This is a genomic window from Aeromonas sp. A600620 (assembly GCF_029479985.1).
GTDB lineage: Bacteria > Pseudomonadota > Gammaproteobacteria > Enterobacterales > Aeromonadaceae > Aeromonas > Aeromonas veronii_A.
In genome coordinates this window covers 143,007-161,869 of record NZ_JAAKXB010000006.1, presented here as the reverse complement: position 1 = coordinate 161,869, position 18,863 = coordinate 143,007, and the positions used below count along the sequence as shown (strand labels likewise).

17 protein-coding genes are annotated in these 18,863 nt (G+C 60.3%); 8 read left to right on the top strand and 9 right to left on the bottom strand.

The window, feature by feature from the left end:
• The first annotated feature begins 146 nt into the window (after positions 1-146).
• The 8 genes from G5533_RS10055 to G5533_RS10020 all read left to right on the top strand — a co-directional run bounded on the left by G5533_RS10055 (position 147) and on the right by G5533_RS10020 (position 7,644).
• Positions 147-1,466 carry an MFS transporter gene (locus tag G5533_RS10055; RefSeq protein WP_019446502.1) on the top strand — a complete coding sequence of 440 codons (1,320 nt, stop codon included), beginning with the start codon at positions 147-149 and terminating at the stop codon, positions 1,464-1,466.
• Between the two features lie 144 nt (positions 1,467-1,610).
• Positions 1,611-2,333 carry a MarC family NAAT transporter gene (locus G5533_RS10050; RefSeq protein ID WP_151287145.1) on the top strand — a complete coding sequence of 241 codons (723 nt, stop codon included), beginning with the start codon at positions 1,611-1,613 and terminating at the stop codon, positions 2,331-2,333.
• Positions 2,334-2,492: 159 nt separating this feature from the next.
• Positions 2,493-2,696 (top strand): hypothetical protein, encoded by a 204-nt coding sequence (locus G5533_RS10045; RefSeq protein ID WP_216952760.1) that lies wholly within the window; start codon positions 2,493-2,495, stop codon positions 2,694-2,696.
• Positions 2,697-2,877: 181 nt separating this feature from the next.
• A complete protein-coding gene (locus G5533_RS10040) occupies positions 2,878-3,081 on the top strand; it encodes a hypothetical protein (protein WP_041209699.1) in 204 nt (67 codons plus the stop codon).
• Positions 3,082-3,343: 262 nt separating this feature from the next.
• Positions 3,344-4,240 (top strand): N-acetylmuramic acid 6-phosphate etherase, encoded by an 897-nt coding sequence (murQ, locus tag G5533_RS10035; RefSeq protein ID WP_441254745.1) that lies wholly within the window; start codon positions 3,344-3,346, stop codon positions 4,238-4,240.
• Positions 4,241-4,336: 96 nt separating this feature from the next.
• Entirely contained in the window at positions 4,337-5,791 is a 1,455-nt protein-coding gene (gene murP / locus G5533_RS10030; RefSeq protein ID WP_421250821.1) for a PTS N-acetylmuramic acid transporter subunit IIBC, read from the top strand.
• 102 nt (positions 5,792-5,893) lie between these two features.
• Positions 5,894-6,967 carry a porin gene (locus G5533_RS10025; RefSeq protein WP_227341512.1) on the top strand — a complete coding sequence of 358 codons (1,074 nt, stop codon included), beginning with the start codon at positions 5,894-5,896 and terminating at the stop codon, positions 6,965-6,967.
• 41 nt (positions 6,968-7,008) lie between these two features.
• Positions 7,009-7,644 (top strand): DUF2057 family protein, encoded by a 636-nt coding sequence (locus tag G5533_RS10020; protein ID WP_421205591.1) that lies wholly within the window; start codon positions 7,009-7,011, stop codon positions 7,642-7,644.
• Between the two features lie 68 nt (positions 7,645-7,712).
• Here G5533_RS10020 and G5533_RS10015 read toward each other — a convergent pair whose 3' ends face one another.
• The 9 genes from G5533_RS10015 to mreC all read right to left on the bottom strand — a co-directional run bounded on the left by G5533_RS10015 (position 7,713) and on the right by mreC (position 18,832).
• A complete protein-coding gene (locus G5533_RS10015) occupies positions 7,713-8,576 on the bottom strand; it encodes an SIS domain-containing protein (protein WP_108588468.1) in 864 nt (287 codons plus the stop codon).
• A gap of 32 nt (positions 8,577-8,608) precedes the next feature.
• A complete protein-coding gene (gene tldD / locus G5533_RS10010; protein ID WP_266134577.1) occupies positions 8,609-10,057 on the bottom strand; it encodes a metalloprotease TldD in 1,449 nt (482 codons plus the stop codon).
• A gap of 133 nt (positions 10,058-10,190) precedes the next feature.
• The gene (locus G5533_RS10005; RefSeq protein ID WP_266134576.1) at positions 10,191-11,024 is read right to left on the bottom strand and encodes a carbon-nitrogen hydrolase family protein; all 834 of its coding nucleotides are present in this window, start codon (positions 11,022-11,024) and stop codon (positions 10,191-10,193) included.
• 25 nt (positions 11,025-11,049) lie between these two features.
• Positions 11,050-11,370 (bottom strand): Dabb family protein, encoded by a 321-nt coding sequence (locus tag G5533_RS10000; RefSeq protein WP_266134575.1) that lies wholly within the window; start codon positions 11,368-11,370, stop codon positions 11,050-11,052.
• Between the two features lie 34 nt (positions 11,371-11,404).
• On the bottom strand, positions 11,405-15,298 hold the full coding sequence (locus tag G5533_RS09995) for a YhdP family protein (RefSeq protein ID WP_421255076.1): 3,894 nt from the start codon (positions 15,296-15,298) through the stop codon (positions 11,405-11,407).
• Positions 15,299-16,768: a ribonuclease G gene (rng, locus tag G5533_RS09990; protein ID WP_005340056.1), complete on the bottom strand. Its 1,470-nt coding sequence runs from the start codon at positions 16,766-16,768 to the stop codon at positions 15,299-15,301.
• Between the two features lie 95 nt (positions 16,769-16,863).
• The gene (locus G5533_RS09985) at positions 16,864-17,451 is read right to left on the bottom strand and encodes a Maf family protein (protein WP_005342909.1); all 588 of its coding nucleotides are present in this window, start codon (positions 17,449-17,451) and stop codon (positions 16,864-16,866) included.
• Positions 17,452-17,453: 2 nt separating this feature from the next.
• On the bottom strand, positions 17,454-17,939 hold the full coding sequence (gene mreD / locus G5533_RS09980; protein ID WP_005342908.1) for a rod shape-determining protein MreD: 486 nt from the start codon (positions 17,937-17,939) through the stop codon (positions 17,454-17,456).
• Entirely contained in the window at positions 17,939-18,832 is an 894-nt protein-coding gene (mreC, locus tag G5533_RS09975) for a rod shape-determining protein MreC (protein WP_005342907.1), read from the bottom strand. The genes mreD and mreC overlap by 1 nt, the downstream gene beginning before the upstream one ends.
• Positions 18,833-18,863 lie beyond the last annotated feature (31 nt).

The following is an 18,863-nucleotide window of genomic DNA, read 5'->3' as shown; positions in this document are numbered from 1 at the left end:
ACTCGGATTGCCCCAAAAAGATGCAAGACAGTGTTGCGAATTGCGCGATTTACACACAAGAGGCAGGCAGCATACTCTCGATCACCTGTATATACCCCTTGTCCGGGGTGACAATAACTAAAAAAACCGATGGGAAACATACGGATATGACCACGACCACACAACAACACGATCACGCCCGCCCCCTCAATCGACAGGATTACAAAACTCTGAGTCTGGCTGCCCTCGGCGGTGCGTTGGAGTTTTACGACTTCATCATCTTCGTCTTCTTCGCCGTGGTCATCGGCGAGCTGTTCTTCCCGGCCGACATTCCCGAGTGGCTGCGCCAGTTCCAGACCTTCGGCATCTTCGCCGCCGGTTATCTGGCCCGCCCGCTCGGCGGCATCATCATGGCCCACTTTGGCGATCTCATCGGTCGCAAGCGGATGTTCACCCTCAGCATCATCATGATGGCGCTGCCGACCCTGTTGATCGGTCTGCTGCCCACCTATGCGGTGCTCGGCATCGGCGCCCCCATCGCCCTGCTGGGATTGCGGATCCTGCAAGGCGCCGCCATCGGCGGTGAAGTGCCGGGCGCCTGGGTATTTGTCGCCGAGCACGTTCCTGCCCGTCGGGTCGGGGTCGCCTGCGGTACGCTCACGGCGGGATTGACGGCCGGCATCCTGCTCGGCTCCCTCATCGCCACTGCGGTCAACAAGAGCCTGACCCCGGCCGAAGTGAGTGACTGGGGCTGGCGAGTGCCCTTCCTGCTGGGCGGTATCTTCGGCATCGTCGCCATGTACCTGCGTCGCTGGTTGCACGAGACCCCGGTTTTCGCCGAGATGAAGGCCAACAAGACCCTGGCTGACGAGCTGCCCCTCAAGTCGGTGCTGCGCAACCACAAGAGCAGCGTGGTGGTCTCCATGCTGCTCACCTGGCTGCTCTCCGCCGGTATCGTGGTGGTGATCCTGATGACCCCGACCTATCTGCAGAAGGTCTATGGCATCAGCCCGGCGGACGCCCTGACCGCCAACTCGCTGGCGATCGTGGCCCTGACCCTCGGCTGCATCGTTTATGGTCGACTGATCGACCTGCTGGGCAGCGGTCTCACCTTCATGTTCGGCTCCCTGCTGCTGGCGGGCTCCAGCTACGCCTTCTATCACGGTCTGGCGGCCGGTACGAGCCAGCTGGTGCCGCTCTACATGCTGGCAGGCTTTGCGGTCGGGATTGTCGGCGCCGTGCCTTACGTGATGGTCAACGCCTTCCCGCCGGTGGTGCGTTTCTCCGGTCTGTCATTCTCCTACAACGTGGCCTACGCCATCTTCGGCGGCCTCACCCCGATGGCGGTGACCCTATGGATGAAGAGCGACATGCTGGCCCCCTCCCACTATGTGGTGAGCCTGTCGGTGCTGGGTTTCGCCATCGGTCTTTGGCTCTGGTTCCAGCAACGGGCCATCCGGCAGCAGCAAGCACCGCAAGCGGCCTGACCCGAACAACAAGCCCCGGTATCTGCCGGGGCTTTTTTGTACTGCTTATGTTCAGTTTCGCCAGCATAAGATAGCCTCCCTCTTGAGTCAGGTGACCACCTGGATCAAGGTATTCCCATTCATCCCTGCTATCCGAGGCTCAACATGTTCTTTCAGGTCGTATTTCTCGCTTTGCTGGCGTTGCTGCCCATGGTCAATCCGCCTACCACGGCCACCCTGCTGCTGGGGCTGAGCAAGGGGATGTCGCGCGAACATGTGCGACGTCAGGTCAATATGGCGGCCATCTATCTGTTCTGCACCCTCTGCATCACTTTCTTTATCGGATCCTCGATTCTGGATCTGTTCGGTATCTCCATTCCGGGTTTGCGCCTGGCCGGGGGGCTCATCATCGGCTTTATCGGCTTTCGCATGCTGTTCCCCGCCCCCAGCCAGCAGAGCGGGGTCGATATCAACCAGAGCATTGCCTTCGTACCACTCACCATGCCCAGCATGTGCGGGCCGGGCACCATGGCGCTGGTGATAAGCGGGGCAGCCCAGATTGCCGAGCTGCCTGACGAGTACAACCGCCTCACCATCTATGGCGCCATGGTCACTGCGTTTGCCCTGATGAGCCTGATCAGCTGGGGAGTATTGAAGCTGGCGGATCCGGTCTGCAAGATCCTTGGCGCCACCGGCATCGATGCCATGACACGCATCATGGGCTTCCTGCTGGTCTGCATGGGTATGCAGTTTTGCATCAACGGCATCAAGGAAGTGGCACAGGATCCGGTCTTCCACGGTGGCCAGGCCGTGCAAACCGCACCGGCGCTACCGCAGGCTTCCGGCACGTTTGATCAGTTGCCGCAAAAGCCCGTCAGCCCTGATTGAAAACGGTATCAAAAAGTCCCTGACGATCTGCACTGATCTTGTTCCTGATCATGTTATTGACACAAAAATGGGTTAGTTTGTTTTTTATACAGACTTTATTCAGACGGACGCTGATAGGTTTGTTGATGAATACCCACTCAACTTCAGGAGAGTATGCAGATGGAGAAGATACTGACCGAAATAGGGAGCCATAGCCTGTTTCACGAGTACCTGAACGTGGTTGGGATTGCGAGCCCATCCCTCGCCAAGATTGAGCAACACTGGGAATATAAAAAGCGGGAGCAGCTGGTCGCCAAAATCCAGATCGACAAACAGGGCAATGCCCGTTACTTCATCGATGCTCGCGCAATATCCATCAACTGATACCGAATAACCAGCCAGCCCCGCTCCACCGAACGGGGCTTTTTGTTGTCTGCGATCCCGCACTCGCTGACCCGCATTATCTCTGCTGTTGCCAGAAGCCCTGTTTGTTTTTTGTACAGCACTCATTCAGCTCGACATGGCTATCTTGTATCTGCCCCCCTTGTTCCAGAAGAGTGCCCATATGACCAAGATGCTGACCGAAATCGGCAGTCATAGCCTGTTTCACGAATACCTGAATGTGCTCGGCATAGCCAATCCAGCTCTTGCCAACATAGAACAACTGTGGGAACACAGGCAGCAAGAGAGGCTGCTCGCCAAAATCCAGATCGACAAACAGGGTAAAGCCCGTTACTTCATCGACGCCCGCGCCATCTCGGTCAATTAACACCGATGATTCTGCAAGCCCCGGCCTACTGACCGGGGCTTTTTGTTGCATGTCCATCAAGCAGGCTAGCCAATCCCCCTGTCACTCCCTCTTCTCTCTATGCTCCTCTGATGGAATTTTACCTCCTTTAAAAAGAAAATAATTGGAATAATTTATTATGCGACATCAGTCTCATAATAAAAATCAAAAATCGAGCATGATGACCCGCATCGAGAAGAATGATTTACGCCGGGAATGGCGACGACCTGAAGTAGAGGAAGCGATGACCATTGACCTATCAAGCATGATTACTGAAACCCGCAATCCAGCCAGCATCGAGATCGATCAGCTCCCGACGCTGGATATGCTGCGGATCATCAATCAAGAAGATCAACACGTAGCAGTGGCTGTAGGCCAACTGCTGCCCGAGATCGCCAAGGCGGTCGATGCTATTGCTGCGGCATTTGGCAAAGGCGGCCGCTTGATCTACATCGGGGCAGGCACCTCCGGGCGCCTCGGCATTCTGGACGCCAGCGAATGCCCACCCACCTACGGTGTCTCTGCCGAACGGGTCATCGGCCTGATTGCCGGGGGCCACAAGGCCATACTGCAGGCGGTGGAGAATGCCGAAGACGATGCAGAACTCGGTGCCAACGATCTTAAAAACATCCACTTCAGTACCAACGATGTACTGGTGGGTATCGCAGCCAGTGGACGAACCCCCTATGTACTGGGCGCCATGCAGTATGCCAGGAGCCTGGGTGCCACAGTGTGCAGCATCAGCTGCAACCCGGGCAGCCCGCTCGCCAAAGCGGCCGACATCAGCATGGTCGCCGTGGTCGGACCCGAGATAGTGACCGGCTCCTCCCGCATGAAAGCGGGCACAGCCCAGAAGCTGATCCTCAATATGCTCTCGACCGGTGCCATGATCCGCACCGGCAAGGTCTACGGCAATCTGATGGTGGATGTGGAGGCGACCAACGCCAAACTGGTGGAACGCCAGAAGCGCATCGTCATGGAAGCAACCGAATGTGACCGTGGCACGGCCGAGCAGGCTCTTGCCGCCGCAGATAGCCACTGCAAGACCGCCATCGTAATGATCCTGGCCAATATCTCTGCCAGCGAAGCACGAGAGCGGCTGAAAAACAGCGGCGGCTTTATCAGCAAATGCACTGATTAATCGGCCGACCGCACATTGGCCGCGCCAGCAATGGCGACAGGATAACCACATCAGCGGGGGCATCCACCCCCTCACATCAGACTGACCGGGTTCTTTATGGCAAAAATAACTGATTCCATGATTGGCCAGATCATCCAGGCCATCGGCGGCCGGGATAACATCACCAACTGTGGCCACTGCATGACCCGCTTGCGGCTGAGCCTGGCGGACAGCCTGCATGCCGATCGCGATACTATCAAACGGATCGCCGGGGTGATGGGGGTGATTGAAAGCGACAACCAGTTCCAGATCGTGCTTGGTCCGGGCAAAGCCCAGACCGCCTGCGAAATGATGAACGGTATGCTGAGTACGGATGCTGGCATCCTCACCGCCCCCCGCCCGCAACCTGCGGATCTTGGCGACATCGCCGCCGCCAACAAGCAGGCGCTGAAGCAGAAGCAGAGCAGTGCGGCGCACCGCTTCCTGGCCAAGTTTGCCACCATTTTCACTCCGCTGATCCCCGGTTTTATCGCTGCGGGTCTGCTGCTCGGCTGTGCCACCCTGATCGAACAGACCCTGTTGCTGGAAGGACAGCAGACAGGGGGCATGCTGGCCGAATTCGTCGGCTACATGAAGCTCTTCAGCAAGGGACTGTTCAGCTTCCTCAGCATCCTGATCGGCTACAACGCCCAGAAGGCGTTTGGTGGCTCCGGCGTCAACGGTGCAATCATCGCCTCTCTGTTTGTCATGGGTTATGACCCTCAGGCCAGCAGCGGCATCTACTCCGGTATCACCGACTTCTTCGGCCATCAGATCGATCCCCGCGGCAACATCATCGGCGTGCTGATCGCCTGCATCATAGGCGCCTCGGTTGAGCGCCAGGTTCGCCGCTACATGCCGGACAGTCTGGATATGATCCTCACTTCCTGCATCACCCTGCTGATCATGGGAGCTGTCACCTTTATCCTGATCATGCCCCTCGGCGTGCAGCTCTATAACGGCATGTCCTGGCTCTTCATCAACCTCAATGGCAACCCGTTCGGTACCGCTATTCTGGCTGGCCTGTTCCTCATCTCGGTGATGTTTGGCATCCACCAGGGGTTCGTTCCCGTCTACTTTGCGCTGATGGATGCCCAGGGCTTCAACTCCCTGTTTCCTATCCTGGCGCTGGCCGGTGCCGGACAGGTAGGGGCTGCGCTGGCGCTCTACAGCCGGGCAGGCAAGGATTCCCTACTGCGCACTCAGGTGAAGGGCACCATCATTCCGGGCATTCTGGGGGTCGGTGAGCCGCTCATCTACGGCGTCACCCTGCCGCGGGTCAAACCCTTTATCACGGCCTGCTGCGGTGGTTCGCTGGGGGGCTTCGTGGTTGGCCTGATCTCCTGGCTGGGTCTGCCGGTCGGCCTCAACACCGTCTTTGGCCCCTCCGGTATCGTCGCCCTGCCGCTGATGACCTCCGCCCAGGGGATCTTCCCCGGCATGATGGTCTATGCGGTCGGCCTCGCCGTCGCCTACCTCGGCGGCTATCTCTTCACCCTGATGTTCGGCTGCAAGAACGTCGATCTGAGTTAATCCCTCCTCCGGATTTCTAGCCAAGGTCTGGCCCCGAGCAATCGGGGTCATGGCCAAACTCATCCCGGCTCTGGCACAGAGCCCGTACAGGAACGATAAAAAATGAAAAAATCCATGCTTGCTCTGGTTCTTCCCGCACTGCTCGGCACAGGTTCCGCTCATGCGGCCGTCATCTATCAGGCTGACGATGGCTCCAACGTCGACCTCTACGGCCGTCTTGGCTTCAATATTTCCGACAAGAAGAGCGGCAATGATCAGGGTGACTTCGATGGCCGTATCGGCTTTACCGCCCGTCAGACCGTCAATGACGATGTCGCAGTGATCGGCATGGCGCAATATCAGGTCAATGCAGCCGAATACGCCAACAACGTGCAGAAGAACAGCAGCGACCTCACTGCCCGTTACGTCTGGGCAGGGATCGATGGTGGTCAGTGGGGCAAGGTGACCGGCGGGCGCGTCTCTTCCGGCCTCATCATGTTCACCGATATTGGCGATGTGTTTGCCGCCTCTGATGTCTCCATGGCTCGTCAGGCCAGCAAGGTGGACTCCACCGCCGTGCAGGTGTTCCGTCAGGATGGCACCCTGCAGTACCAGAACACCCTCGGCAATCTGGATCTCTCGCTCGCCTACATCCTTGGTAACGGCACCTCGGATCTTGATTACGGTTACAACGGCGCCCTGCGCTACACCTTCGATCTGGGCAATGCAGGCAAACTGGCTCCGGTCGTGGCGTATCAGCAGACCAAAGCAGCCCAGAGCAGTGGCAGCAAGGTCGATCCCAATGCCGATGAGTATCGCTTCGCAGGGATCGGTACCCGCTACTATCTCGGCCCTCTGATGTTGGGTGCCCTCTATAGCAAGGATCAGGTGACCTATCGCGATGGCCGTGCCGACAGTGAAGACAAGGTGTGGGAACTGACCGCGGTGTATGACATCAACCAGAAGTGGGCGGCCCGCGCAGGCTATCGTCACCTCGTCAACGAGGGTGGCGACCAGATGGCACTGCGCGATACTACGCTGGAGCTGCAATACAAGCTCACCCCGCGATCTTCCCTCTACAGCGCCTATGTGATCCGCAATGGTGAAGATGGTCTGGCTGGTAGCACCATCACCAGCTTTGGTGGCAGCAGCAACAGCGAGAGCTTCTACCACCTCGGCCTGCGCTACGAATTCTGATCTGGTTGCCGGCCTGCGGGCCGGCTCCTTCATGGAGTCTTATGATGGCACGATCCTCCCTGCTCTCTCCCCTACTATTATCCCCCCTGTTTGCCCTGCTGCTCAGCGTACCGGCCACGGCCGCCCGACTGGAGCTGGCCGATACCCTCACCCTGCTCGCCTCGCCACAGGGCAAACCCTCGGCCTTCACCCGGATCATTGAGCTCCCGGCGGGAGAGTCCCGACTGCTGGTCCGCTTTGACAGCCCAAGTGACCCTCGCTCCACCAACGAGAGCCAGGGACGCGTGACCTCGGCTCCTCTGCTGGTTACCCTTACAGCACCATCACAAGGGACGCTGCAACTGACCACCCCGGTGCTGACCAGCTCCTCGGCTATCCGCCAGTTTGCCGCCAGCCCGGCCCTGCTGCTGAGTGACGACAAGGGCACCTCACAACCGCTGGCACTACAAGCCCTGCCACGCAACCAGGATAGTCTGGGCACCGATTACCAGGCCCTGCTGGCAAGCCATACGCCAACAGTGAGTCCGGCCCCCATTTTCGCAACACAAGCCGCAACTACCGCTCATACAGCTTCGGCACTTACGCCGGAGCAGGCGGATGCCACCCTGCGGGAACTCTATCTGGCGGCCGATGCCAAGCGGCGTAAAGCCTTTATCCGCTGGGCCCTTGACCTCTAGCAGACAACAAAAAACCACCTGTTCAGGTGGTTTTTTGTTGTACGGATGATGCTGCGGGAGAGCAGTCATCACTCCTTGTTGAGTCGGTCGATGGCATCCCGGGTACCGTCAATCAGGGCCCAGGCTCGCTCGTCTCTGCGCTGCACCAGGCCGAGGAACAGGATGTCGGTAATGGTGTTCTGGGCGGTACGGGAGGAGATGGAAGAGATACGCAGTTCGTTCTCCTCCGCCACCGTATCCAGCACCATGTCGGCCATCTGGCGCAACTGGGTTTGCCGGAACGAAGTCACGGCAATCAGGGTGGCACCATTGCGCTTGGCCAGCTCGGCCGCCGCCAGCACATCACGGCTGGCGCCAGAATAGGAGATGACCAGCTGCACATCACCCGGTCCCAGGGTCTGGGCGATGGAGATCTGCACATGGCTATCCTGGGCAAACAGGGTAGTTACACCGATCTTGAGCAACTTGTACCAGAGATCCTTGGCGGTCAGTGCCGAACCGCCAATCCCCACCAGCTGTACCCGCCCAGCGCCATCTATGGTGTCGAGTACCTGCTTCAGCAGAGCACTGTCGAGAGCCTGAGTGGTCTCGATGATAGAATTTATCTTCTCCTGCGCCAGCTTCTTGGCCATGGTCTCCAGATCATCGTCTCGCCCGATGCCATTGTAGAGATCACCGACATTGTCGGTCTTGATGGCATGCTTGCGCCCCAGATCCTCGCTGACCGCCAGCTTGAAGGCGGTGAAGCCCTTGAACCCGATCTTCTGGGTGAACTTCACTATGCTCGACTGGCTCACCTCCGCCTGCTGGGCCAGCTCCTGAGAGGAGAAGTGGGTCACCTGTTCCGGACAGGAGAGGATGTAATCGGCAATCTTGAGCTCGCTGGGGGAGAGCTGGCTCCTGATATTGGATATTTTCGACAGGGTAAGCATGGTTTCTCTCTGTTCTTGTTCTGCGTCGAGGCTTACTGGGTGCCACCCACGGTGAGTTGATCCAGTTTGAGGGTGGGCTGGCCGACACCGACCGGCACGCTCTGCCCCTCCTTGCCGCAGATGCCGACCCCGCGATCCAGCGCAAGATCGCTGCCCACCATGGAGACCTGGCTCATCGCCTCGGGGCCGTTGCCGATCAGGGTCGCCCCCTTGATGGGGGCGGTGATCTTGCCATCTTCGATGAGGTAAGCCTCGGAGGCGGAGAAGACAAACTTGCCGGAGGTGATGTCCACCTGACCGCCGCCGAAGTTGGGGGCATAAATGCCCTTCTTCACCGAGGCGATGATCTCAGCCGGATCATGCTGGCCCGCCAGCATGTAGGTGTTGGTCATGCGCGGCATCGGCATGGCGGCGTAAGATTCGCGGCGCCCGTTGCCGGTGAGCGGTACCCCCATCAGACGGGCGTTCTGCTTGTCTTGCAGATAGCCCTTGAGGATGCCGTTCTCGATCAGCACGTTGTAGCCACCCGGCGTCCCCTCGTCATCGATGGAGACGGAGCCGCGCCGACCCGGCAGGGTGCCGTCGTCGACTATAGTGCAGTGCTTGGAGGCCACCTGCTCGCCGATGCGGCCAGCAAACGCGGAAGATCCCTTGCGGTTGAAATCCCCCTCCAGACCGTGACCTACCGCCTCGTGCAGCAGCACGCCGGGCCAACCGGAGCCCAGCACCACCGGCATGGTGCCGGCTGGCGCGTCGATGGCTTCCAGATTGACCAGCGCCTGACGCACCGCTTCACGCACATAGCCAAAAGCGCGGCTCTCCAGCCCGTCCAGTTCGAGGAACCAGTCGTAACCAAAGCGGCCACCGCCACCGGCACTGCCACGCTCGCGGCGATCCCCCTTCTCGGCGATCACGGTCACCGACAGCCGCACCAGCGGACGCACATCAGCGGCCAGGGTGCCGTCGGTGGCGGCCACCAGCACCTCTTCGTAGACGCCGCTGATGGAGGCCATCACCTGATTGATGGCGGGGTCCAGACTTCTGGCGAACTTGTCCATCTGCTCCAGTAGGGCGATCTTCTGGTGCTTGTCGAGGGTCTGCAGCGGATCCATGGCCGGATAGAGCAGGTTCGCTTCGGTGCGAGTCCACGCCTTCACCTTGCCGTGAGCACCTGCTGCGGCGATGCCGCGAGCGGCAGTCACCGACTGTTGCAACGCCAGCAGGCTCAGCTCGTCCGAGTAGGCGAAACCGGTCTTCTCGCCGCTGACGGCGCGCACCCCGACCCCCTGATCGATGTTGTAGCTGCCATCCTTGACGATGCCATCTTCCAGCATCCAGGACTCGTGCCAGCTGCGCTGGAAATAGAGATCGCCGAACTCCACCTGATGGCTCATCAGGCTGCAGAGCAGCTGCTGCAGGCGCCCTTCGTCGAGGTCGTTCGGGGCCAACAGGGAGGCACTAACCTGGCTCAATAGACTCAATCTTCTTCTCCACTCTCGTAACGAGCTGTTTTAAATCGTCTTGCCGACGGGTTGGCAACAAGCCACACCATCACAACAAACGGGCATGCTCCAGCACGGGCAAACGGCTGCGTTTCAATTTTTCACCACACCATCAGAGCAAACGGGCGTGTTGCAGCACTGGCATGGTGCGTTTCAATTCGTCGATAAGCCCGGGCTCCATCTTCGCCAGCACTGTGCCGCGCCCGGACTCTTTGCTGGCCAGCACCCGGCCCCAGGGGTCGATCACCATGCTGTGGCCCCAGGTCTGGCGCCCCGTTTCGTGAGTGCCGCCCTGATTGGCCGCGACTACGTAGCACTGGTTTTCGATGGCGCGAGCCCGCAGCAGCGGCTCCCAGTGCGCCTCGCCTGTCACGGCGGTAAAGGCGGCAGGCACCAGCAGCACGCGGGCACCGGCACGGGCCAACTGGCGGTAGAGCTCGGGAAAGCGCAAATCATAACAGATCGAGAGGCCGAGGGGACCAAAGGGGGAGTCCACCAGCACGCAGTCCTGACCAGCACTGAAAGTTTCCGACTCCCGATAGCGACCGTGATTGTCCGCCACATCCACGTCGAACAGGTGGATCTTGTGGTAGTGGCCCCTAAGCTCACCACTTGGGTCAAACACCAGCGAGCTGGTGTGGATATGGTCAGAACCTGCGATGGTGGTCGGCATAGCCCCAGCCACCAGCCAGATGCCATAATCGCGGGCCCATTCGGCCAGTTGTTGTTGAATGGGCGTTGCTCCGCTCAGAGTGGCGCTGGGATCGGAGACGATTGCCTCGGCACCATCCAGATAGCCCTGTCGTTCGCCAAACAGGGCAAAGTTCTCCGGCAGCAGCACCAGCAGCGGCCGCTCTTTTGGCAAGGCTGCCAGCTCGGCGGCGATCTGCTCCCGGTTATCCTGCCAGTGACGGCCAGATACCAGCTGTATTGCGGCTAACCACATGACGTTCTCCTTGTCGCTTGGGCCATCAGACGGTGACAGCATCCCCCGCCTGCAGGGTGTAATCCAGCACTATGATGCGCTCCAGCACCGGGCGGAAGATGGCCTTGAGGGCATCGTGATCCGGATGGGGCAGATAGCGCTGGCGGGCTGCTTCGTCGGCGAAGGTCATCAGCACGCTGTGGGTAAAGCCATCATCCCTCCCCTCCGGGCTGTCATTCTCCCCCCACTCCATGGCGGTCACGCCGCTGACCTGATGGGGAATGGCGAGAAAGGCGGTACGCACCGCATCTATCTGGGCAGGCTGGGTGCCCGGCTTGAAGGCGATCAGCAGGATATGTCGGATCATGGCTCACTCCTTGTGATGGTGCCGGGCCGCTCGTTCAGCGCTGAGCGGGCCCCGCGTGTTTAGGGCTCAGCAGGAAAGGGGTCACCTCTTGGGTCGGCAGGCCGGGGGCAACGGCGTCAACCGCCTCTTTCTGCTGCTGGTTGAGCTTGATGCGCGCGCGATCTCGTCCCGCCTCGATCAGCTTGGGTGCGTCGAGCGGGCCCGAGATGCGAAAATCGATGCGGGTCACCACATCCACCACCGGCTCCAGCAGTTTGGAGAGGGCCAGCACATAGAGACCCGTGATCGGCGTGATGGAAAAGGCCGCCACCACCGGCAGGGTGCCACCCAGATTCGGGGAAAAGCTCAGCTCGTAGTCGAGCCGCCAGCGCACCAAATCGGCGATCCCCTCGCCGCGCAGATTGCCTGCCGCCCCCTTCATATAGAAATCATTGTTGCTGACCTGCCCCTGCTTGATGGTGGCAGAAGCAGACATGGATTCGAAGTAGAAACCCTTGTCGAACACATCGCGAAAATCGAGGCGCAGCTTGCGCAGCAGGGAGTCGAGACTGAGCAGGGAGAGCAGCCGTGCTCCCTTGTCGTTGACCTCGCGCAGGGTGCCGCCCTCCAGCTGATAGTTGGCACTGCCCCCCAGAGTCGGCAGGCTCGGGCGATAGGGCACATCCTGCCAGTTCAGATCAAAAGCGAGGGAGCCGGGGGCATCGCCGATGGGGGAGGTGTAGCCGAGCCGCTTGAGCAGCAGCTCGCTGTTGTTGCTAGTCAGCTTGCCACGGGCGCGGGTCTCCATCCGATTGCCATCGGCCAGCCAGTCGACGCTGCCGGTGAGCTGACTACCTGCCAGCCGCATATCCAGTCCCTTGAGGGTCACCTTGTTGGCGCCGGGCACCAGCTCCCCTTTCACTTCGCCGAGCGGCAATGCGCCAAAGCGGCAATCGACGCAGCTGAATGTCAGCCAGGGGATGGAGGCCATGATGGCGTTATCCTGCCTGGCATCGGGATCCGGACTGAGATCCGAACTCTTGCCGGACCAGAAGATGCGGGCAAACTTGGCGTCTACCGGGCGATTGGCTACTGCGGGCTGGCGGATCACCCCCATCACGTCGGGGCTGTCGATCATCACCTCGGTCGCCTGATTGGTCGGCCCCACGGTGAAACGTACCGCCTTGAGGGTGGCACTGCCGATATAGGCGCGAGCCAGCTGCCCATCCACCCACCACTCCTGCGGCAAGAAGGCCGGTCCAACCACCGCATTGCCGGTCTGGTTCTGCGCTGGCAGCCACTGCTTGAGTCGTGCCAGCCAGCTGCCAACGTCAGCCTCCTGCTGGTTGATGGCAAGCAGCATGGGGGCATCGCGCAGCACCCGGGCACCCGGCTGTCCCACATCGACCCGCACCCGGCTGAGATAAGGCACCCCTTCGCCGTAAACCAGTCGGGTCTGCATATCCACATCAGCCCCAAGCACGGCGCGAATGTCGGCGCTGCCATCCCGGCCACGGGCGATCACCTTGAGCGGCAGCCGGCTGGCTCTGCTCTTGGCCAGAGGCAGCGGCAGATCCAGCCCCATCCCCTGCAGGTTGGAGTCGAGCGCCAGCTGGAAGCTGAATGGCTTGCTCTCGGGCAAGGTCAACCCGAGCTTGCCGCCCCAGTTGCTGCGGCCGTTGAGGATACCGTACGAGGAGATGGCGGCGGGTTGGCGGCGGCTATCCCACTGCCCCTTGAAATCGAGGTCGACCTGATAGTGATCCGGATGCTGGCGCCCCTGATAGTCGAGGGTCAGCGGCTGGTTCCACAAACTCGCCTTGAGGTTACTGAAACGGGTCTGTTCGTTGTCATATTCGAGGCGCCCCTCGACCTTCTCCAGCGGCAGATCCAGACTGGCGACCCGCACCTTGTTGTTGCTGAAGGTGGCATCGCCACTCGCCTTCACCTCGCTCTCGCCATCGAGAGGAATATCGAGCTTGACCGATCCTGCCATCGGGCCGCGGATCTCGATCTCCCGCAGCGCCTGACCTACCGAACTGCCCAGCGGGGAGTCCTGCAGGTAGTCGCTGATGGCCTTGCCCTCCCCCTGCACCTTGGCATCCACATAGAGGTGGGCGCCGGGGGAGAGATCCGGGATCCAGGCATGCACCGAGTCGGAGCTCGCCTTGCCGAGTTTGGTGGATCGGCTGCGCATATCGAGACCGGCATTCTGGAACAAGAGATCGATCTGCAGATCGGTAAGCGGTTGCCAACCGGGGAAGAACTCGTAGGTGGCCTGCTCCAGCGGCACCGCCACCTGGAAGATGCCCTTGCCATTGTCGTAGGGGAAATCCCGAAACTCCCCATACCAGAGCAGGTCGGCCCCCTTGGCCTTGCCTCCCTTGATGGCGCCACTCAGGTAATCCACCAGCCCCTTGTCCATCGCCTGCAGCGGGAAGTAGCGATCCGCATGGCCCGCATTCTTCACATCGATGCGGCCGGTCAGGGCGAGGAAAGGGTGCTCGAACAGATCGAGGCGGAAACGGCTGGCCAGGGTCAGATCCGGGTTATCCAGCGCGATATCCTGCCCGTAGAGCACCCAGCCCTGTTCCTCGCGCCACCAGTCGAGGCGGGCCGAGAAGTTGTCGACCGGGATCGGCATCTTGAAGTGACGGGCGGGATCCACCTTGTCATTCGCCAGCGCCAATCTGGCGCTACCGCCGGTCGGGGTAAGCCAGAACTCGCCGTTGAGATCCTGCATTCCGGGTATATCTTGCCAGGCCTTGAGGCGCACCTTGCTGAAGCGGCCACTGAAGGAGAGATCCTGCCAGTCGGCATTGGCCAGCAGCGTCAGATCCTGCACCGCCCCCTGCGGATTGGTCTGGCGCAGGGTCTCGCAGAGTGTGGGGTAGAGCGCCGAGACCAGCTGACTGATCTGGGTGATCTTGTCGAACTCAATACTGGGCAGATAGCCCTGCACCCGATCCCCGATCCGTTCCAGTTGCAAGCGGCTCTGCAACCAGGGTTTGCCATCCAGCTTGAAGGTGACGTTGTGGCTAGCCAGTTGCCAGTCAGTGCCGTCACGGCGCAGCTGGATCTTGCCACCATCGAGACCGAAGCGGTGCATCTCCCCTTTCTTGGGATCCTTCCAGATCAGGTAGTTGTTGCCAAACGCCAGCAGGGTATTGCCCAGCTTGCCACTGTCAAACTCGCTCCAGAGCTGGAAGTCGAGCTGACCGGCAACCTTGGGTTCGCCCGCATGGATCCTGGCGAGGGTCGGGGTAATATCGAGCTGGCGGGCACCCAGATAGAGCTGCCCCTTGAGGCGATCGAGCCGATCTTGTGGCGTATCTACATCGAGTATCAGGTCCAGGGTGCTCTCGCCTACCCCGTTGATGAGATAGGCCTTACCGACCCCCTGATGGCGCTTGCCACGATTCTGCCAGCGCAGTTGGGCAATATCGAGTGCTCGCATGTCGCCCAGTGCGGTGGTGACATTGAGCCGGGTGTTATGGATGTCAAAGGTGGAGAGCTGGGTCAGCAGAAAGCGCAGCAGGGCGCCCTGCTGGGGATCGCCGGAAGGGCTGTCGTCAGCCGGTTGGCGCAAGTCGAGGGTGATATCGCCATCGCTGAGGATCAGCTCGCCAAACACCGGCTTTAGCTCGTTAATAGTGCGCCAGAAGTCGAGATGCACCCAGGCCTTGCCGAGCTTGACGGTATAGCGTTTGGAGTCGGGGGCAACGGCGAGCTGTTGCAGTTCGAGGGCCGGGCCTGACTGTGTCCAGCTCAGTCCAATTTGATCGACGCTGACCTTGATTTGCGAATCGCCGAGCAGAGTGTGGATAAGGCTCTCTCGATACTGATTCAGCAAAGGGCCCCCGACCCGCACCAGGGTGACCAGCATGGCCAGCAGTACGAACAGGACCCCCAGGGCTAACCAGCCCCGACTCAGCCAGCGATAGACCAATTACATCATCACCACGTCGAACTGCTCCTGGCCGCAGAGAGGCTCGCTCACCACCCGCACCTGCTTGCCGATAAACACTTCCAGCTCCGCAAGACTGTGGGACTCCTCGCCATGGAGATAGTCGGCTACGGCAGGGGCTGCGTAGACGGTGAACTGATCTGCATCGTAGGCACGGTTGACCCGGATGATCTCCCGCAGGATCTCGAAGCAGACCGACTCCACCGTCTTGACCCGGCCGCGTCCCTTGCACTCGGGGCACTCGGAGCAGAGCACATGCTCCAGACTCTCTCGGGTGCGCTTGCGGGTCATCTCCACCAGGCCCAGCTGGGAGAAACCGTTGACGTTGGTCTTGGCGCGATCCTTGGACAGCGCCTGCTCCAGACTGTGCAGCACCCGGCGGCGGTGATCTTCCGACTGCATGTCGATGAAGTCGATGATGATGATGCCACCGAGGTTGCGCAGGCGCAGATGACGAGCGATGGCTGCCGTCGCCTCGACGTTGGTATTGAAGATGGTCTCTTCCAGATTACGATGGCCGACAAAGGCGCCGGTGTTGATATCCACCGTGGTCATGGCTTCGGTCTGGTCGATGATGAGGTAGCCACCGGATTTCAGCTCCACCTTGCGCTCCAGCGCCCGCTGGATCTCGTTCTCCACGTCGTAGAGATCGAAGATGGGCGACTCGCCGGGGTAGTACTCCAGTTTGCTGGCCAGCTCCGGCACGTACTCTTCGGTGAAGCGCTTGAGCTGATCGAAGCTCTGGCGGGAGTCGACGCGGATCTTGTCGAGTTCTGCGCCGACGAAATCGCGCACCACCCGGAATGCCAGACTGGGATCCTCGTAGAGGATCTTGCAGGGGGGATACTTCTGCTTGCGCTCGAGGATCTTGCGCCACAGCCGCTTGAGGAAGGCGGCATCCTGCTCCAGCTCCTGCTCCCCCACCCCTTCGGCGGCGGTGCGGATGATGTAGCCGCCTAGTTCATCCACATAACCTGCCACGGTGCGCTTGAGGCGCTCCCGCTCCGCTTCGGACTCGATTCGCTGGGAGACGCCGACGTGAGCGCTGCCCGGCATAAAGACCAGATAGCGGGAAGGCAAGGTGATATCGGTGGTGAGACGGGCACCCTTGGTACCCAGCGGGTCTTTCACCACCTGCACCATGATGTCCTGCCCCTGACGCACCAGCTCGGCGATATTGCCGACCTGGAACTGCTCCTTCTCCTTCACAGCCACACACTCGGTATGGGGCACAATATCGGAGGCGTGTAAAAAGGCCGCCTTGTCCATACCGATATCGACGAAAGCCGCCTGCATGCCCGGGAGCACCCGGCTGATCTTGCCTTTGTAGATGTTGCCGACAATGCCGCGTTTGGCCTGACGCTCTACATGCACTTCCTGCAGCAGACCGTTTTCGACCAGAGCGACCCGGGTTTCGGAGGGGGTAACGTTAACCAGCAGTTCTACCGACATAAGTAACCTTGCCTGTTCCAGTTTTGAATTCTTATACAGCCAATCCGGTACAACGCGCGCAAGGAAGAACGCAGCAGAGCACAGCTGACGGAAAATTACTTGTGTTGTTCCAGATGCTGCTTGATCAATAGATCCGTCTCCAGCAGCGGCAGGCCGACCACGGCGCTATAGCTGCCTTCGATGCGGCTGACAAACTTGCCGGCAATCCCCTGAATGCCGTAGGCCCCGGCCTTGTCACAGGGCTCTCCGGTTTGCCAGTAGGCCTCAATCTCGGCCTCGTCCAGCTTGCGAAACGCCACGTTGGTGGTGACCAGTCGCACATCGCAGCGCTCGGGGGTGGCCAGCGCCACCGCGGTCATCACCTGATGTACCTTGCCGGAGAGTGCCTCCAGCATATCCTTGGCATCGAGCAGATCGGACGGTTTCTCCAGCACCCGATCCCCCAGCACCACTATGGTGTCGGCACCCAACACCGGCAACGCCGTCGGCGCACACGCCACACCAGCCATCGCCTTGTCGCGGGCGAGACGGCAGACATAATCCTGCGGTTTCTCCCCCTCTTCCCGTTGCTCCGGCACATCCAGTTTCAGCACATCAAAACGATAGCCAAGCTGGGCCAACAGTTCGCGACGACGGGGGGAACCCGATGCAAGATAGAGTTGCAGTTCGTTGTTTTTGCTCATATTTACCTGATATTGAAGCGGCGCCGCACTTTGCGCAACACCAGAAACACCCAGGGCCATATTAGCATCGTCGTCAACGTCGACCAAAAGTAGGCGAAGTTGAGGCTGGCCCGGCTAAACAGGTGTTCGGCCCAGAACACCGTCAGCTTGCCTACCAGCGACAGCCCACCGATGATCAGGGCCTGCTGCCAGAGGGAGAAGTTGCGGATCTTCTGGAACTGGAATGCTGCCAGATAGGTGGTGATGGCCATCGCCATGGCCCGCACGCCGAGGGTGCTGCCAAGCAGCACATCCAGCAGCAGGCCGGCCACCCAGGCGGTGCCGACGTTGGTCCGGTGCGGCAACGCCAGTGCCCAGTAAATGAGCACCATGGCCAGCCAGTCCGGACGAAATGGATCAAATTCGAAAGGAAGCGGCAGGATCGACAGGCTCAAAGCCAGCAGGATCGAAATCCAGATCCAGATCCTGCCGCTGGCAGGTTGCAGCATCAGCGAGTGGCTCCTGCGGCGGAGGCAGCCGTTGCCACCCGTTCGCCATTCTCATCATCATGTACTTCGGGTTTCTTGTCGGTCCACAGCAGCAGCAGATAACGCAGCCGATCCAGCTCTACCAGCGGCTTGGCCTCGACCTGGGCGAAGGGCTTGCCCTCCACATATTCGGATCGGGTCACGGTCGCCACCGGATAACCTTCCGGGAAACGGCCACCCAGACCCGAGGTGACCAGCAGATCCCCCACCTGAATATCGGTGTTGCGCGGCAGGTTGCGCAGCTCCAGCTTGTCGAGCTCGCCACTGCCGGAGGCGATGGCGCGCAAGTCGTTGCGCAGCACCCGCACCGGAATACCGTGGCTGGAGTCGGTGATCAGCAGCACGCGACTGGTGGTGGAGCCCACGTGGAGCACCTGACCAATCACCCCCTGATCGTTGATCACCGCCTGACCGTTATAGACGCCATCCAGCGCCCCCTTGTTGATCAGCACCTGATGGCTGAAGGGGTCGGAATCCACCGACAGCAGCTCAGCCACCATCTTGCGGGACTCTTTGTGCACCGGTGAACCCAGCAGCTCGCGCAGACGCTGGTTCTCGTGCTCCAGATGATCCATCTTGAGCAGGCGAGAGCGCAGGGTAAACAGCTGTTGCTCCTGCTGCTTGGTCTGCTCGATGAGATCGGCACGGGTCTGCACCTGGGTCGACATGGTGTCGAGCAGGGTACCGGGCGCATTGGCCATGTATTGCAGGGGACTGACTAACGAACTGAGGTAGACGCGGACATGGGTAAACACACCGAAGCGGGAATCCGCGACGATGGCAGCGATGGAGATGATGACGGCGAGAAACAACCGTAACTGAAGCGAAGGGCCTCTACCAAAAATGGGTTTCATGGGTCGTCAAAAAAGAGCCGGCACGCTGGCC

Bases quoted from the DNA above. Each gene is read 5' to 3' on its own strand.
- G5533_RS10055 (WP_019446502.1), top strand. From the start codon at position 147: ATGACCACGACCACACAACAACACGATCACGCCCGCCCCCTCAATCGA.
- G5533_RS10050 (WP_151287145.1), top strand. From the start codon at position 1,611: ATGTTCTTTCAGGTCGTATTTCTCGCTTTGCTGGCGTTGCTGCCCATG.
- G5533_RS10045 (WP_216952760.1), top strand. From the start codon at position 2,493: ATGGAGAAGATACTGACCGAAATAGGGAGCCATAGCCTGTTTCACGAG.
- G5533_RS10040 (WP_041209699.1), top strand. From the start codon at position 2,878: ATGACCAAGATGCTGACCGAAATCGGCAGTCATAGCCTGTTTCACGAA.
- murQ (WP_441254745.1), top strand. From the start codon at position 3,344: ATGACCATTGACCTATCAAGCATGATTACTGAAACCCGCAATCCAGCC.
- murP (WP_421250821.1), top strand. From the start codon at position 4,337: ATGGCAAAAATAACTGATTCCATGATTGGCCAGATCATCCAGGCCATC.
- G5533_RS10025 (WP_227341512.1), top strand. From the start codon at position 5,894: ATGAAAAAATCCATGCTTGCTCTGGTTCTTCCCGCACTGCTCGGCACA.
- G5533_RS10020 (WP_421205591.1), top strand. From the start codon at position 7,009: ATGATGGCACGATCCTCCCTGCTCTCTCCCCTACTATTATCCCCCCTG.
- G5533_RS10015 (WP_108588468.1), bottom strand. From the start codon at position 8,576: ATGCTTACCCTGTCGAAAATATCCAATATCAGGAGCCAGCTCTCCCCC.
- G5533_RS10005 (WP_266134576.1), bottom strand. From the start codon at position 11,024: ATGTGGTTAGCCGCAATACAGCTGGTATCTGGCCGTCACTGGCAGGAT.
- G5533_RS10000 (WP_266134575.1), bottom strand. From the start codon at position 11,370: ATGATCCGACATATCCTGCTGATCGCCTTCAAGCCGGGCACCCAGCCT.
- rng (WP_005340056.1), bottom strand. From the start codon at position 16,768: ATGTCGGTAGAACTGCTGGTTAACGTTACCCCCTCCGAAACCCGGGTC.
- G5533_RS09985 (WP_005342909.1), bottom strand. From the start codon at position 17,451: ATGAGCAAAAACAACGAACTGCAACTCTATCTTGCATCGGGTTCCCCC.
- mreD (WP_005342908.1), bottom strand. From the start codon at position 17,939: ATGCTGCAACCTGCCAGCGGCAGGATCTGGATCTGGATTTCGATCCTG.
- mreC (WP_005342907.1), bottom strand. From the start codon at position 18,832: ATGAAACCCATTTTTGGTAGAGGCCCTTCGCTTCAGTTACGGTTGTTT.